Raw genomic sequence first — 15,550 nt, forward strand, 5'->3', positions numbered from 1 at the left:
ACAGCTGGTCAAGGTGCGCGAACGGCCCGCTCCGTGGCCGGGGTTGCATGTCTGCACTGTGCGACTCTCGGTCGAGGACCACACCTCGGCAAGTACCAGCTCGTACTCCGCACCCGTCAGTGTCATGGTTAACTGTCCTCCTGCTCCGACAGCACCTGCTGATCGTTGCGTGATGGTCGCGTTCTACGCGTCATCCGACCGGATCGTTTACTGATGCCTCATCTCGGGCTTGCCGTCATTCTCGGCCGACGACACACGCTCTTTAGGCTGGTCGGAGCCTTCCTTGCGGTGGTCGTGCTCGCATTTGCTGTGGTTGCCAGCGCGGTGGTGGTTGTTTTGGTGGGGGATCGTCCGACGGCGGCCGTCGCCTGTTTCGCTGGCGCTGAGGCCGGTGCTGGTGGCGGCCCCGATGTGCTCGACCTGCCAACCGGCGTAGGAGTCGCAGGGCTTTCGGCGGCCCAAGTGAATGTCGCCGAGGGCTACGTCTCGGTCGGCAAAGGACTCGGCTTGCCTCGAGAGGCACTGGTCATCGCCATCATGATGTCCTTGCAAGAGTCTAGCTTGCGGATGTTGGCCAATATCAACGTGCCAGAGTCCTTCAACTTTCCGCACGACGGCGTTGGTAGCGATCACGACTCCGTCGGCTCGGCCCAGCAGCGTCCTGCCGCCGGATGGGGGAGTGTGCAGGAGCTGATGGATGTCACCTACAACGCTAGAGCTTTTTATGGAGGGATGTCGGGGCCGAATCACGGAAGCCCGCGGGGGTTGTTGGATATCCCCGGGTGGGCTTCCATGGGCAAAGGACAGGCTGCACAGGCGGTGCAGGTTGCGGTCTTCCCAGAGCTGTATGACCGGTGGGAGCCGCAAGCTTCAGCGATCGTGGATGCCCTTAGCGGGGTTGCGCCTGCTCGTGTTTGCACGGACGCTCCCGCCGCGGGCTCGGACGTCGTCCCAGCTGAAGAATCAAGCCAGATCCGCCAGGAAATTCTTCGCTTCACCAAGATGGGGGTCGGCGGCGCATACGTTTGGGGCGGCACAGCGTTCAAGGCATGGGATTGCTCCGGATACGTTCAGTGGATATACCGACAGGTCGGCATTGAGCTTCCGCGGGTGGAGCAGTGGCGGGTAGGGCGGATCACGGACTCCCCACAAATCGGCGACCTGGTTGTGCAGAATCCCCAAGGTCCGTATAACTGGGGACACGTCGGCATTTACGCAGGGGACGGGCTCATGTACAGTGCGCTGAATCCGTCTGCTGGGACGCTGCTACATCCAATTGATTGGAACCCCGGTTCTGCATTCTTCGTGTTGCTGGGCTAGGTAGAGAACGAAACTGTCAATCCGCTGCTCGAGGAATCTACCATCGGAAGACGGATGGCTGATCACCAGGACCACCCTTGGCCACACGCAGATGCGCTTCAGCTGACAACACAGGGACCGAGGTTGGTGCTGAACCGGGTGGTGTCGTGGCACGAAACGTTCACGGTATAGGCCGTAGGGACAACACAATCTACGTGATTCCCCGCCCATATGAAACGGCTCCACATGCTGCCGGATAGTACTCCTGCGCAGACTTTCCTCTCAGCACACCGGGCGGGAAGCTCGTATAACTCGAGTCGTCGAGAGCAATCCGGAAAGCTACAGGCTCTGAGCTGCTACATAAAGGGCAAATGGCCGAGGTTCGTACCAATCTTGTGATTTCATTTAGGGGTGGTGGTCCGTAAGGGGCTCGCGGAAAAACTTAGCGGGGGAGATTGATGGCTGGTCCAACGACACGCATGCAAGATGTTGTCCGGATCCTAATGCTGATCGACAAAGCGGCCGAACCGACCACACCCTCGGATCTTGCCGACGATTCTGCACTGGAGTCAGCTGTGGGGGTCGTTCGATCCCAAGTTCGGCTGCAGAAGTTAGATTTCTGGGTTAGGAACCCAGACTACTTAGCGATGGAACTGCTCAACGATTACGAACTACACCACGATCAAACGCTGTTTGAGATGGCCGCCGAAATTCTCGATAGTGAGGAACCGGAACTGCGAAGATATCCCATGCTCCGCTACCTATTCGGAGCATATGAGGACCTGGAAGACGCGCTCTCCGTTCTGCGGCAGGCAGATCTAGTGGTGCGGCGGAAGAAGGGGCGGATTGGCCATATCACCCGAACCGACTACTTCCTTCTGGGAACGGGGCGTGAGCTTGCCGCAAAGATAGCTTCAGATTATGCCGATCTTGGATGGTATTCAGCCCGCGCTGCCCTCGTTGTTGCCCTGTCTGACGGGCAAGGAGCAACGCAGCTGAAAGATCGTCAATACATCGTCGAGGAGTACTTGGAAACCCCGCACGGAATGAGAATTCCCAGCATCGCCCAGAAGGCGCGCGAACGCTTAGATTTCATTCGGCGCACAAGAGAGGAAAACAATTGATCCCCACAGCGTCCCAGATTGTCGAACAGATCAGCGAAAAAATTAGGCTTCCTGTGGATCGAGTGGAGACGATTCTAAGCGCGCAAGGGGTTTCGCTTTTTCCAACAGCTCCGCCGCGACGATCGATCGACATTCGCAGGTTGTCGTTCAGTGGGCAACGAGTCAATACGAAATGGGACGGGCCATTTGAGGCCATTTTTACCTTCCAGTACGGAGTGACGGCGCTTATTACTGACGCAAACCTTCGTGGGAAGTCGTCAGTCCTTGAGCTCATTACCTGGGCGCTGCGCGGTAGCCCGAGGAGCCTCCGGGACGACGTGCGGCCATGGTTCGAGAGAATAGTTTTGGAATACGCCATTAACGGACAGCCTATGGCGGTTCGCCTTCGTCGGAGTGAAGAAGGTCATCGCGCAGACGTCTACCGTGCAAACGAAGCAGAGGCGCTGGCTTCTTTCCTCGACGGGGAGCCGGTTCCTGCAGGTGGAGTTCATGTCCTGGCCGAAGACCTTTCAACAGAGGATTTCAAGGAATTTCAAGATCAGCTGATGATGGCATCCTTAGGCCTCGATCCAATCTTTAATTTTCAAAAGCGCAAGGGGAGTGCAGATGGAGATGCGCGGGAGAACACTTGGCCGGCCTACTTCGGAGGTTTATATCTTCCGCGGGCCGGATCCGACATCCTTTTTGGGGACACCGTTTTTGCTGCGCTTCCGGCGAGAATTCTGCAGATGTTCTGCAACGTCCCCCTGATGGGTGAGCAGATCCGACTAACGACTCTAAAAAAGGTACTTCAGCAGGACCAAGCAAACCAGCGGAGACGGCTGTCCGAGGACGCGGCGGCGAGGGCTTCGGACCGCCAAACCACACTCGAATCGTTCCGTGCTGTGGAAGCGCAACTTGCGGCGCTTCCGACGACAAGTGCAAGATCATATGCGGCCATCATCGGCGATGTACGGGACGCGGAAGCGATCTGGCGAACAGCTTCTGCGGAGCGACGAGCTACGCAAATAACGTTCGATGAAGCGAAAGAAATACGTCAAGCAGAGGAACTGCGGGTCAACAATCAACGCGAAACAGCTCTAGCTGAATTGCTCTTCCATGGCCTTTCCCCAAAGCACTGCCCGCGCTGTGAACAGTCCATTGGGGTCAGTCGCCAACAACGCGAAGTCGATGAACACGAGTGCTCGGTTTGTGCTCGTGAACTGCCACCGGTGCAACCAGAGTCAGCTGAGGAGTTAGAACCGGAGGAGACCGAAGACTCCCTGGTGGCACTGAAAGCCGCAGAGGCAGCGGCGCAACAAAGCCTAGAAAACGCAAATCAGCACGAGCAGGCGTTGCGCGATACTCTCCAGAACCTCACGAATGAGCTGACATTAGCGAGTGCCTCGCAAGAACGTGCCGAACGAGAGGCTCTCAAACTGGAGTTGGCCCGCCTCGAGGGGCGACTTGAGTCGATGCCATCAACCGCATACGCAGATGAGACTCCCGAGACACTACGCGTCGTCGACGCCACCTGCGAGGCACTCAACCAGATCACCCATAAGGCCGCGCTGGACATCTTTGCGGATCTGAACGCTCAAATCGCAAAGATGGGTCGGGAATTCGGCATCGACAACTTGGACTCCGTCGAGCTGAATCGGAACGGCGGCATGCAGGTCATAACCGCCGGGGTGCCTACGCCGTTCAAGAAGCTCAGTGGTGGTGAACGACTCCGTTTGCGAGTCGCCGTAGTAATCGCCCTTCTTAGAGTCGGCCAAAAGTCGGGAGTTGGATCACATCCGGGGCTGGTTTTGCTGGACTCGCCCGGAGCTGACGAGCTTGCCACCGAAGATGAGACGACTTTGCTCAAGGAACTCGACGGTTTGAAAGACGAACTACCCGGTTTGCAGGTTGTTATCGCCTCCGCGGAGCCAGACGCCGTCTTGGGACATCTGCCGGATGAATCGATCTACTCAAGACTTGATGGCGGCCCGCTGTGGTGATGCGTTGCTCCTGACTTGTTCTCCAGGTATGGCTTGATGTCTGCGCGGAAACCAGAGAGGTATGACCAAATGCGTATGGAAAAGGCCCTTAAACGAGAGGCTGTCCCAGATCCGGCAGATCTGGACGCTCTTGTCAGCTTCGGCGACGAACTGTACCAGTCGGTGGAACCAACGGACTTTGCGGATCAAGATGTGCTTACTTTGTGCGCCCGAGATTGTGCGCCTGAGTTCATTGCCTTGGCAGAAGCTGCAGCTCGCGCACACGATGTTCATGCTCCGACGTTGTTACAGGAGGCGGCTAACGCACTACCTCGATTAGTCCGGTTAGTTTTCGCGGAGGCGTCCGATGTCGCGTTATCGTCACCGTACCTCATCAAACTTCAAGAACGGGCGATCGCTAATGGCTTGGAATCCCGATTCGAACAAGTTCGTAATAACGGCGGTCTCCAAGCATATGCGTATCTCCAAACGCTCACACGCATGGGGCTCGTATCGGCAGCCGCAAAATTCAAGGCACTGGGATTATTCTGCTCTATCGACGTGGAAACCGATAGCGATGAGTTGCTCGAGAGACTGCCCCGTTTAGCAGGTATGGCCAAGGAGCAGTGGAATGCTGATGAACTGGATCCGGTACTTCAATCCCTCGTCACCCATGAGGTATCGAAAAGCGATGCAATGTTCGAGCTTGGACAGTTGGCGCTTCGGAACGCCTTGGAGGCAAGCACGCTAGAGGAGATCGTGGGAAAGTTGGCGCATGCACGGGACGCCTTCTATGGTGTAGAACGTCGCGAGGAGGGGAGAGACGACGCCACGCTTATTCGCGCCGCTCTGGACATTGTTTTGGCATTTATCTCTTCGCCCAGGCTTCCGGCATCAGCGTCCGAAAGCTGGGAAGAACTGCATGTCGCACTCTGGCGAAGGACCGCGTTTTCGACTCGAGCACGGCTAGGTGAGTGGGCCGCGCCAAGAGCGCAAGCTGAAATCGAGTGGTACCGTCTCAGCGCCAGCTTGCAGCAAGTCATCGCGCCTCTCGGAAAGCCATCATGGATCAAGCCGATCGATACTTTGCAGTCGGTTCTGGCCGCCTATCAGGCCTCCCGCTCCCTAACCGTGATCTCCCCGGAGGGCATACGGAAAGTCCTTGAACCCACAATTGAGGCAGCATTCATCCGGCGGGAGGGCCTTCTTGGGCACTTGAAGGATGTACTCCATGCCGACGAATTACTCCCGCTAGAAAGGGATGCAGCGGAGGCCATATTGGCGGCCACGAGTTCCTCAGCGACCAATGGAAGTGATACGCCGGGAAAACTTTGGTCGGTGGCACCGTCACTTGCTAGCGAGCTTGGCCTTGAGTTCGGGTCACCGGAAGCCGATGGTTTCATTGAGCTTGCCGAGCGGGCGCCCACTGCCTTAGCACTGCTAAACAAAAAGGCTGAAGCCCGGGCACGGGCTCTCTCTCGTGAGTCGGATCCAATCGTCGATGACTTGATTTCCAAGGTGGTCGCTGAACTCGCTACTTGCGAGGACTTCGTGAGAATTGAGACGGTCCGCGAAGAGTTTCTCGACATTCTTACCAACCTCCTCCGTTTTGCTGCTGACCGAGTCGACGCAAGTCGGGAGAGCTGGAAGGACGAGATTAGATACCTCTTTCCCCCGTCTGACGGGAAGCCGTTTACTGAGGACTTCCTGCAAAAAGACGCGTACTCTTGGCTATCCAGCTCTTCTCTTCGACCACACATTCGAATGGAGGAAAGAGACATTGCTTCCGGGCGAGCTGACATCACCATCGCCCAAGAACATCGATTTGTGGTCGAAGTGAAGCGCGAGTTGAAAGACTCGTCACGGCAGTCAGTTGCGTCGAACTATGGGGGACAGGCCGCTGCCTATTCCGCAGCAGGACCTAGGCTGTCTATTGCCCTAATATTGGACCTAACCGACCACGCACAGGGAGTTCCTTCTCTTAGGGAGTCCGTTTGGGTCGATGCGGTGGCTATTCCCAACGCGGCGCCCCGGCACGTGGTCACAATTGTCGTCCGTGGCAACAGGCAAGTCCCTCGACACACTAAATCCGGCTAACGAGGGACAATTCTCGGGAGATCGCTCAATTTCTACCATTCGATCACGGCCTCGTGCAACAGACATCAACAGCAACTGTCGCTCTGCGCCCGGTCGCCTAGCCCGGGGCGGCGCGGTGTACGCCGGCTTAGGAACTAGGGCATCGATTGCCGTGGGGCGGAGGTAGTCCTTCACCCTCGGCCAGTACCTTGGGTTGTTGTGTGCGTCATGTCGTTGCCACCCGCCCCATCCATGAAGTCGTGAGCCCAATCAGCTCATTCCATTGGAAGACGACTGGATGGAGCACCAGATGTTTCTGGCAGCGGTGGATCCCGGGATCACACCAAACGCGAATTTCCCTTTTCTTGAGTCGTTGAAGCAGATCGGCGGGGGCATCCTCGTCGGCGCGTTCATCGTCATCGCCATCGTGGCGATCATCGGAGCCGCGATGCTCCTGGCCGGCAAGCTTAGTCAATCGTCGCGGCTCGCTTCCGGCGGTGGAGTGATACTGCTCTGGACGGGCCCGGTCGCGGCGATCCTGGGCGGAATCAACGGTTACATCCTCTGGTCACAGACGGCATTCCCGCTCGGATTCTGAGCCGTCATGCCAGTCGACTGCGACCTCAATGGCTGGTGGCCGCCAGGATGCGGCCTCGTATCTCAAGCGAACGACGGCATCCAAGGTTCCATCACATCCATCTTTGCCAACGTCCTGCAGAACATCGCCTCGTGGATGTGGGGCTTCATTACGGGTGCCTTCACCGTCTCCGACGTCGACGACTCCCAGTGGACGGCCATCGGGGGACTCACCAACTGGTGGGTCGTAGTCATGATGACCCCGCTGGTCGTGGTGATGACCATCCAACTTCTGTCAGGGCTGCTCAGCCAACAACCTCGGCGACTCCTGCGTGCACTGATCGGGGCAGGGGCAGCCGTTCCGCTCGTGGCGGCCGCCGTTTACATTATTCGGCAACTGACGAGGGCCAGCGACCAAGCTTCCGCTGCGCTCCTGGGATCGATCGGTACAGACCCTTACGTCGTCTTCATGCGGTTGTTTGGCTTTGAACGGGCCCCTCAGGGCTCAGACCGAGAATGGAATGTCGTCTCCCTCGCGCCCGGCAACCAGGGCGGTGCAGTTGGAGGTGCGATGGTCACGGTCATGGCCGTCGTCGTGGTGTGGATCCTGGCGTTCATCCTCATGTGCTCGATGATTTTCCGGACGTTCGCGCTGGCAGTCCTTGCCGCAGTGGCGCCCGTCGCCCTCATGATGCTTCCCTGGGAGAAATCCAAGGTATGGGCCGGGCGCTGGTGCGAAATCGTCGTCGCCCTTCTCCTTGCTAAACCTCTGGCGGCAACTGTCCTGGCAACCGCCATCAAACTGTTTGCCGATTCGAAGTCCTTCGCTGGGCTGGCGGCCGGAACGGTCGGGATGGTCCTGGCCTGTGGAGCACCATTGATGGCGCTTCGTCTTGTCAGCTTCGCGGGCGGGGAACTGGCCGCAGCGGCTCAAACCGCGGGCGGCGGCCACGTCCTGTCGCGGAGCAACAGTGTTGCAACGCGACAATTCAGCCGGCAGCTCGGCGGTCGCCTGACGATCGCGTCCATGGTGGCCCGTTCCTCAATTGCGCGTCCTATTCCCTCGAGCCGACGGGATATCCCCACCAGAGCTCTCCCGCCTTCCCTTCCGCTGCCACGGAGCCTGACAAGTACGACGCCGGTACACCGCTCGGGCGGCGACGTCACCCTCATGGACGGGTCGTCGTCGGGTAGTTCAAACTCCAGCTCCAGCAGCTCAGTCGTAAGGGGGCAGGTGGTCACTGACCACGACGTGAGTACGAGCACGAGCACGAACCGTGCTGGAGCTGGCCCGGGCAGGGTAGCGTCCCCGGGCACCCAACCAACAACGCGGGCACCTGAAGTCAGGGCTCCGAACAGTGCCTTGCCATCGACCGAACTACCGCCGATCAAGCACAAGGACACCTACAGGCCACTACCTCCGGACAAGTCCAATGAGTGATGAATCGCAGGCTCTGGAACCCGTCAAATTTCCCAGGTATGAACGCCGCGGAATCTTCATGGGGTTGAAGTGGTATCAGCTTGCGCTGGTAGCCACAGGCATTCTCGTGGCGATCATTGCCTCGGCTGCGGGCGGTCCCAGCGGCCTCATAGTGACAGCACCGGTGTGGGTGGCTCTAGTCCTTATCGGGGTGCTGCAGTACTCGCGGATTCCGTATCCGATCTGGGGCAGCCTCATCGTCTTGTTCTTCGTGCGCAGTCTTCTAGGGCAGACTCGCTACTTGGCTCGGCCAGAGCGCCCGGTAAGGGCTGGAAAGCTTGCCCTTCCCGGCGGTTTAGGAAACCTCAAGGTTCAGCCACTTTCCCGTGGGGAATGTGCGATCCTCGACGCCCCGGGCAAAGAAGCCATCGTCGTGCTTCGGTGCAGCACGCGCTCTTTCGCATTGCTGGACGACGATGACAAAGCTTGGGCCGCGCAGGCGTGGTCCAGGGTGCAAGCGGGGCTCGCCCAACGATCGGACATCGCCAGGATCGCTGTCCAGGACTACACGGTCCCGTACCCGTCGTCCGCGCTTCAAGATTTCTACGATCGAACTGTCACAGTTGCCGACGGCGAGCGCAGCTCGTGGGGGCAAGTTGCCTATCAAGATCTAATCTCTGCGGCCGGCTCGGCGATGAGCCACGATGTGCTGCTGTCACTGGTCGTGGACACATCCAAGTCGCGACGACGGATCAAAGAAGTGGGCGGCGGGAAGAACGGGCTCGAACGGCTGCTGCGTCTTGAGGTTGGTGCGATCACGACCTCGCTGGCAACTCATGGTGTCAGGGTTGATGAATGGCTTTCGGAGTCCAAACTGCTTGGCGTCCTACGTGGAGCCTTCGACCCCGAGGCCCTCGCGCGTGAATCCTCCAAAGCGGAGCATCAGTCTCGAGACGAGGGGCAGCCACTTCGTCACAGTTCTGGCCCTATGGCCGTCGAAGAACACTGGACATACCTGCGAACGGACTCCGGGTTCCATCAAACGTTCTGGGTGGCTGAGTGGCCGCGCCAAAAGGTCTATCCGGGCTTCCTGCATCCGCTCGTCTACGTAGGCGACTTCAGGCACACCGTTACCCAGGTCATTCGCACTGTGCCGACGATCGAAGCTCTGCGCGACATTCGCTCCGCCCAGGAGGCTCACGAAACACGACGGCGGATCAATGCGCGTTTCGATCGTCCGACGACGCGGGAGCAACGTGCTGAGGAAGAAGAGGTTTCTCAGCGGGAAGAGGAGATCGTCGCAGGACACGGCGATGTCAGACCCACGGCCTTCGTCACCATAACCGCCGAGTCTTTGGAAGACCTTGCCCGGCATCGACATGAACTCGAATCAGCGGCCGCAGGCGCCTTCGTTGAGCTGCGATTGCTCGCTGGTCAGCAATGGGCTGCGTTCATTGCAGGTGGACTTCCCCTGGGGCGGGGATTGCGATGAGCCTCAAGAACCAAGAGGTGACCTACACGCCGTCGGGCACTCGGTCCGAGCGGAAGGCCGCCAAGCGGGCGGCCGCTAGGGACACGACGCTACCGAGAAGGCGGCTGTTCCATAGCGACGCGGACAACACGGCGGGACAGCCGGACCGCGAGAGCCTTGGTGGTGACTGGGGGAGTCGGGAAGTCAGTTCCTTGTGGGGTCCCCATCGCTTGCGGCCCGCGCCGCATCGAGCATCGACCATGACGTTCGCGGCTGCCTACCCGTTCATAACGGAGTCCGGCCTGGGCCATGAAGGAACCTACATCGGAACGGATGTCTTTGGCTCAGGCGCCTTCTCCTACGATCCGTGGATCCTTTACGACAAGGGGATCATTAGTGGTCCATCGATCGTCGTCATCGGCACGGTGGGGACTGGCAAGTCGATGTGCGGCAAGTCGCTGGTTGCGCGCTCCATAACCTTGGGTAGAAAGGCTGCCGTTGCCTCGGACCCCAAGGGTGAGTGGGTTTCCGTTGCCAATGCTGTGGGCGGCAAGGTCATTTCCGTCGGTCCTGGTAGAACGGCTCGTGTGAATCCTCTGGACGCCGGCCCACGGCCCAGTTCACTGTCGGACACCCAGTGGAAGGCTGTCGTCCGGCAGCGGCGTCGGCAACTGATCGTGGCATTGGTCTCTCTCATGCGGCAGGGCACTCCGCTGCATCCGGTTGAACATACGGCTTTGGACATGGCGCTGATGGAAACGACTGCGGAGAACTCGACGCCCACGCTCCCCATGGTGCTGGATCACCTGCTGCGGCCATCCCCGGAGACGTTGGCTTTGGTTGGTAGGGACGGGGGCGTAGCCGTCAGCCACTCGCTGCGAAGGACAGTCTCGGGTGATTTGGAAGGCATGTTCGATGCTCCCTCGACGGTCGCGTTCGATGCCGACGCGCCAATGATGGTGATGGACACGTCGGCTCTGATCGGCGCCTCGGAGCAGGCGTTGTCTTTGGCTGCCGCCTGCAGCGCCACCTGGCTTGAGGCAGCGGTGACAAACCCCGACGGCGGCAAGCGGCTCGTGGTGTACGACGAGGGTTGGCGGATGCTCGCCGATCCCTACATGTTGGCGAAGATGAGCGAGCAATGGCGGCTTGCGCGCACCTACGGAATTGCCAATCTGCTGATCATGCACAAGGTGGCGGACCTCAACGAGATCGGCGACAGCACCAGTGGCCACCGGCAGAAAGCGCTGGGGCTGCTGACGGAGGCGGACACTCGCATCATCTACCGGCAGAAGCACGACGCCATGCGGCTGACCAAGGAGGCTCTGGGCCTCACGGAAGCCGAATGCGATCATGTCGAGAACCTGCCCAAGGGTGTCGGGCTCTGGAAGGTAGGGAATCGGTCGTTCATCGTGGCGAACAGAGTGACGACCGACGAACTCGAGGTCTTTGGTACCGATGATCGGATGCACCTGTGAGGACTCGATCAGGGAGTACGAATCCGATGGTGTCGGTAGGTCTGTGGGCGATTGCCGGCTATGTGGTCTTTTGCTTTCTCGTCCAGGCCGCCGCCTCTGTGGTAACGCCTCGGCAGTGTGGCGGCAGGCCGCCGTCGTTCTTCAATCCGGTGGCGGGCGTCGGGCTGGTGGTTGGCCGCGTTGACTGGATCTCGCGGGAGTGTGCGCCTGACCTGGCTGCAGTCTGGTGGATCGTGGGTGGCGTGCTTGCCGTGGTTGCGGCGCTCGCCGTCGGAGGAGTGCTGGGCTGGAGGATGTGGAAACAATCCGGTGCGTGGCTCCGGCAGGACATTCTGAGCAGGGACGGCGTGGCTGGAAGGGCGGAGATTGTTCGCGACTTTGGCTCCCGAGCCGTTCGACGCCGCGGTCTGTACATCCGTCCCGGGCTGAGTCGACCGAGTATCCAAGACGTCTCGTGGACGCTTGGGCGTTCGCGGGGAGTGACCATCCACGTCTCGACGGAGGAGTCGATGGTTATTCAGGGCGCGCCTAGGTCAGGCAAGGGCCTGTATGTGGTCATCAACGCGATCCTCGACGCGCCAGGTGCGGTGGTCACAACGTCAACCCGTGCCGACAACCTGGTAGTGACCATGCGCGCCCGGATGAGCGACGGGCGGCCTGTGACGGTCTTCGATCCGCAAGGCATGTCGGGGCTGCCGTCCACGCTTCGATGGTCGCCTGTCCGTGGGTGTGGGGATCCTGATATCGCAACGCGTCGAGCCCTCGTCATTACGGCGGATACCGAGATGAAGGGTGAGAACGCAGCGTGGCAGAAGCGCTCGCTGATCGTCTTGCAGTGTCTCCTCCATGCGGCGGCTCTGTCGGGGGAAGGTATTGCCGCATTCCGCCGTTGGTCCTCCAGCCCGGTGCTGGCACGCGAGGCTTTGGACGTTCTCGGCCGCACGGGAGCTGCACTCGGTTGGCAGGCAGACTTAATGGGGATACTGGAGGACGATCCGCGCAATACCTCGAACTCGTGGATCGGAGTCTCTGCAGCGGTTGCCCCGTTGTCCTCGCCACGAGTATTGGCGGCGCTGAATCCGCAGGACGAAGCCCAGGAGTTCGACCCGAAGGCCTTCATTAGGCAGCGAGGGACTCTGTACCTGATTGGCACCCGCTCCGGAGCTGCTGCAGCTGGTCCATATCTCTCGGCATTGATCGACGACATCGACAATGCTGCTCGCGAAATGGCGTTCGTCTCGGCCGGCGGGCGACTGGATCCGCCGTTGTCTTTGATCCTTGATGAGATAGCTAACCTGTCTCCCTGGCCCGGGCTTCCAGTTGTGCTCTCTGATGGCGGAGGGATTGGGATTTCTACGTTGGTGGTCCTGCAGTCTTTGTCGCAAGCCCGCAGTGGATGGTCGATCGAGGAGGCAGCCACGATTTGGGACTCCGCCATCATCAAGGTCATCTTCGGCGGAGGGTCCGACGAACGTGACCTGCGCTCGCTGGCGTCTCTGCTCGGCGAGCGCAGCCTCATCATGAACACCCGGTCTTGGTCCGCTCAAGGGCGCCAGGACGGAGAACAGATCCGGGATACTCCGGTGATCCGTCTGGACGAGATCCGTCGACTTCCGGTTGGTACTGCTCTCATGCTCGGTCGGCGAACAAGGCCGATTCTGCTGGACCTGCGCGACTGGCACAAACGCAAGGACGCGGCTGAACTGGGCCGTTCGAAAGTTGAGACGGAGCGGGAGTTGGCTGCGGGTCACCTGAATCGTCAGGAATCGAACAGCGAGGCTGACTCATGAACACTCAGGCGGACGACTCCGACTTCGAAGTTGGCCGCGTCTCTGACCTTGACGATGAACTGACGGCGGAGTTGTTCCGTTCGTCGTTTCAGCCGTCGCCTCGCACGGTGGGCGTAACTCGCCGATGGCGGGATATGTCACCGGAACAGGCTGAAGTTGTGTGGCAGAGCCTCTTTGAATGGGTTCGATGGTTCGTCGCCACCTATCAGCTGACCACCTCTGTTGTTCCGGATTGCTGGTGGAGGCATTCGGAAGTGGCGGCCGAGCTCTACGCGCTGCAGCGGGCCGAGATGGCTTCTTTCACTCCCGATGACTCGGGCTTTGGTCCGTTGGCCTTCCACGAAAGGCTCCCACACGCCGTCGAGCGTCTCCGAACCCACACCAGAACCGCAGGGTGTGTCGGGCTGCAGAGCCACAAGGAGCCGGTCACCAGAGTTGTACCAGCGGAACCGGCTTTCGATGACTGGAAATTGAGCGCCCATCAGTTTGGATCCTGATCAGGTCATGACGTCCTTGCCCGGGCAGGAAATGGATAGGAGATCCCTTCTCAGGGCTGACTCAGAAGTACGAAGGATGGCTGTCATGGCCGCTGCACCTGAATCGAACGCTCACCTGCCTGGCGGGACGGACGACGCCGGCCTTCCGCCGAGCGTTCGAATGTCACCTGAAGAGCGCATAGCGAGTCTCACCGAAGGCCTTCACACTGCCCTTGAGCAAGCTATAGAGTCGCCGGCTCGATGGCAGGTGTTGCTCGACGCCTCGGCCACTTTGTGGCGTTACTCAGGGGGCAACGTCGCCCTGCTGATGGCGCAGATGGCGCAGCGTGGCGCCGACGAACCGACGCTCGTTGCCGGCTACAAAGAGTGGGCGCGTCACGGGCGGACCGTGCTGCGTGGCGAGCATGCACTCTGGGTGATCGCACCACGGACTGCGTCCATGCAGGAGCTGAAAATGGCCGATGGTCAGCGGAAGCTGCTGCCTGTGACCCAGGCCGCTCCGGTCGATGCGGTAAGCCTTGGCAGGAAGAACGTCGTCACGGGTTGGCGGGGGCAGGCCGTCTTCGACGTTACCCAAACCGAGGGAACGCCGATCCTGGTACCGCGCGGGGGCATTGAATCAGGGGAAAGCTTGGACGACCTTTGGCGGTCCCTGTGTGATGTCGCGAAGGAACGCAGCTTCAGGGTTGAGGTGTCAGGCGTCCAATACGGCTATACGAGTGGCTACACGGACTTCGATGCCCGTCGGATCCAGGTTGGTCTTTGGATGAGCAGCGAGGAGCGGGTGGCGGTCCTTGCCCACGAACTAGGGCACGTCCTGTTGCATGGTCCGGAGGACAGTGTTGGCCGGCTCTATGGCAGCAGCGCGAACCATCGCGGCCTGGCCGAAGTGGAGGCCGAATCGGTGGCCTATACAGTCCTTCGTGCTCATGGCATTGACCGCGGGCCGCAGTCGGCCACGTATCTGGCTGGGTGGGCTGACGCGGTCATCAGAACCGAGAAGGAGCTGCAAGAGGGGCGTGCTCCCACGTCGCGCGTGGACATCGCCAAGTCCGTGCTGGGGCGGGTGACGGCGGCAACGAAGGACATCCTTGCTGTTTCGGATCCCCCGGGGTTTGGCGGCAAGTTCGCGGCTGCAAGCGCTTCGCCGCTTGTGACGGCTTCTTCCACCTACGCTGGCGTGCCTGGACCGGGCGCCTCAATGTCCGGCCCGGAGCTGGCCGGTCCCTGAAACCAATCACATGTCCGATGGGAGAGGCCTGTCGGCGAAGGAAGGTAGATCGAACATGAACACAAAGATTCCCATCACCATCGCTGGCAATCTTGTCGCGGACCCTGAGCTCACGATCGGGGAGTCCGGAACTCCGCACGCTAAGATTCGGGTCGCAGTGAACCAACGCATCCAGAATCCGGACGGCACGTGGCGTGACGGGGAGCCGGTCTTCCACAACGTCTCGGCCTTTCGCATGCTGGCGGAAAACGCGGCCACATCGCTCAAGAAGGGAGATCCTGTGACCGTCTCGGGCGAACTGGAATTCAGGTCGTACGACAAGGACGGCGAGCGCCGGGAGGCACGACGCATCATTGCTGACACGATTGGTCCTGACCTTCGGTTTGGGACGGCCACCTATCAGCGCTCTGCACGTGCCGTCACGGAACCAGAAGCCGCGGTGGAGGCGACCGGTCCGGAGGCAACGACCAAGACTGGCTGGCCCGTATACAACGTGACGACCAAAAGCCCGGTGGTTTCGTCCCCTTTTGGCAGGACGCCGGGGAGTGAGATGTCTGCCTGATCCGCTCCTGCAACTCGCTGCCCACGTCGCATGGTGGCGACGTGGGCAGCTCGGCGTCTTGGGTC

General features: G+C 60.1%; 12 protein-coding genes. All 12 read left to right on the forward strand.

Features of this window, described 5'->3' with window-relative positions; all coding sequences use genetic code 11:
• Window positions 1-213: 213 nt before the first annotated feature.
• On the forward strand, window positions 214-1,320 hold the full coding sequence (locus LDN90_RS08990; RefSeq protein WP_223948718.1) for an NlpC/P60 family protein: 1,107 nt from the start codon (window positions 214-216) through the stop codon (window positions 1,318-1,320).
• Between the two features lie 482 nt (window positions 1,321-1,802).
• Entirely contained in the window at window positions 1,803-2,423 is a 621-nt protein-coding gene (locus LDN90_RS08995; RefSeq protein ID WP_223948719.1) for a hypothetical protein, read from the forward strand.
• Entirely contained in the window at window positions 2,420-4,405 is a 1,986-nt protein-coding gene (locus tag LDN90_RS09000) for a hypothetical protein (protein ID WP_223948720.1), read from the forward strand. The genes LDN90_RS08995 and LDN90_RS09000 overlap by 4 nt, the downstream gene beginning before the upstream one ends.
• Before the next feature lie 69 nt (window positions 4,406-4,474).
• Complete coding sequence (locus LDN90_RS09005) at window positions 4,475-6,481, forward strand: hypothetical protein (RefSeq protein ID WP_223948721.1); 2,007 nt, start codon at window positions 4,475-4,477, stop codon at window positions 6,479-6,481.
• A 289-nt stretch (window positions 6,482-6,770) separates the two neighbouring features.
• Window positions 6,771-7,058, forward strand: a complete 288-nt coding sequence (locus LDN90_RS09010; RefSeq protein ID WP_157372120.1) for a hypothetical protein — start codon at window positions 6,771-6,773, stop codon at window positions 7,056-7,058.
• Between the two features lie 6 nt (window positions 7,059-7,064).
• Entirely contained in the window at window positions 7,065-8,477 is a 1,413-nt protein-coding gene (locus LDN90_RS09015) for a type IV secretion system protein (RefSeq protein WP_223948722.1), read from the forward strand.
• Window positions 8,470-9,948, forward strand: a complete 1,479-nt coding sequence (locus tag LDN90_RS09020; protein WP_223948723.1) for an SCO6880 family protein — start codon at window positions 8,470-8,472, stop codon at window positions 9,946-9,948. Before LDN90_RS09015 ends, LDN90_RS09020 begins: the two co-directional genes overlap by 8 nt.
• Window positions 9,945-11,405, forward strand: coding sequence for an ATP-binding protein (locus LDN90_RS09025; protein WP_223948724.1), 1,461 nt, complete (start codon window positions 9,945-9,947; stop codon window positions 11,403-11,405). The genes LDN90_RS09020 and LDN90_RS09025 overlap by 4 nt, the downstream gene beginning before the upstream one ends.
• A gap of 26 nt (window positions 11,406-11,431) precedes the next feature.
• The gene (locus LDN90_RS09030; protein WP_223948725.1) at window positions 11,432-13,195 is read left to right on the forward strand and encodes a TraM recognition domain-containing protein; all 1,764 of its coding nucleotides are present in this window, start codon (window positions 11,432-11,434) and stop codon (window positions 13,193-13,195) included.
• A complete protein-coding gene (locus tag LDN90_RS09035; RefSeq protein ID WP_223948726.1) occupies window positions 13,192-13,692 on the forward strand; it encodes a hypothetical protein in 501 nt (166 codons plus the stop codon). Before LDN90_RS09030 ends, LDN90_RS09035 begins: the two co-directional genes overlap by 4 nt.
• An 85-nt stretch (window positions 13,693-13,777) precedes the next feature.
• Window positions 13,778-14,923 carry an ArdC-like ssDNA-binding domain-containing protein gene (locus tag LDN90_RS09040; RefSeq protein ID WP_223948727.1) on the forward strand — a complete coding sequence of 382 codons (1,146 nt, stop codon included), beginning with the start codon at window positions 13,778-13,780 and terminating at the stop codon, window positions 14,921-14,923.
• A gap of 55 nt (window positions 14,924-14,978) precedes the next feature.
• Window positions 14,979-15,485 (forward strand): single-stranded DNA-binding protein, encoded by a 507-nt coding sequence (locus LDN90_RS09045; protein WP_223948728.1) that lies wholly within the window; start codon window positions 14,979-14,981, stop codon window positions 15,483-15,485.
• The last annotated feature ends 65 nt before the right edge of the window (window positions 15,486-15,550 follow it).

The organism is Arthrobacter sp. NtRootA1, from assembly GCF_019976975.1.
Lineage (GTDB): Bacteria > Actinomycetota > Actinomycetes > Actinomycetales > Micrococcaceae > Arthrobacter > Arthrobacter aromaticivorans.

Bases quoted from the DNA above. Each gene is read 5' to 3' on its own strand.
- LDN90_RS08990 (WP_223948718.1), top strand. From the start codon at position 214: ATGCCTCATCTCGGGCTTGCCGTCATTCTCGGCCGACGACACACGCTC.
- LDN90_RS08995 (WP_223948719.1), top strand. From the start codon at position 1,803: ATGCTGATCGACAAAGCGGCCGAACCGACCACACCCTCGGATCTTGCC.
- LDN90_RS09005 (WP_223948721.1), top strand. From the start codon at position 4,475: ATGCGTATGGAAAAGGCCCTTAAACGAGAGGCTGTCCCAGATCCGGCA.
- LDN90_RS09010 (WP_157372120.1), top strand. From the start codon at position 6,771: ATGTTTCTGGCAGCGGTGGATCCCGGGATCACACCAAACGCGAATTTC.
- LDN90_RS09015 (WP_223948722.1), top strand. From the start codon at position 7,065: ATGCCAGTCGACTGCGACCTCAATGGCTGGTGGCCGCCAGGATGCGGC.
- LDN90_RS09020 (WP_223948723.1), top strand. From the start codon at position 8,470: ATGAGTGATGAATCGCAGGCTCTGGAACCCGTCAAATTTCCCAGGTAT.
- LDN90_RS09025 (WP_223948724.1), top strand. From the start codon at position 9,945: ATGAGCCTCAAGAACCAAGAGGTGACCTACACGCCGTCGGGCACTCGG.
- LDN90_RS09030 (WP_223948725.1), top strand. From the start codon at position 11,432: ATGGTGTCGGTAGGTCTGTGGGCGATTGCCGGCTATGTGGTCTTTTGC.
- LDN90_RS09035 (WP_223948726.1), top strand. From the start codon at position 13,192: ATGAACACTCAGGCGGACGACTCCGACTTCGAAGTTGGCCGCGTCTCT.
- LDN90_RS09040 (WP_223948727.1), top strand. From the start codon at position 13,778: ATGGCCGCTGCACCTGAATCGAACGCTCACCTGCCTGGCGGGACGGAC.
- LDN90_RS09045 (WP_223948728.1), top strand. From the start codon at position 14,979: ATGAACACAAAGATTCCCATCACCATCGCTGGCAATCTTGTCGCGGAC.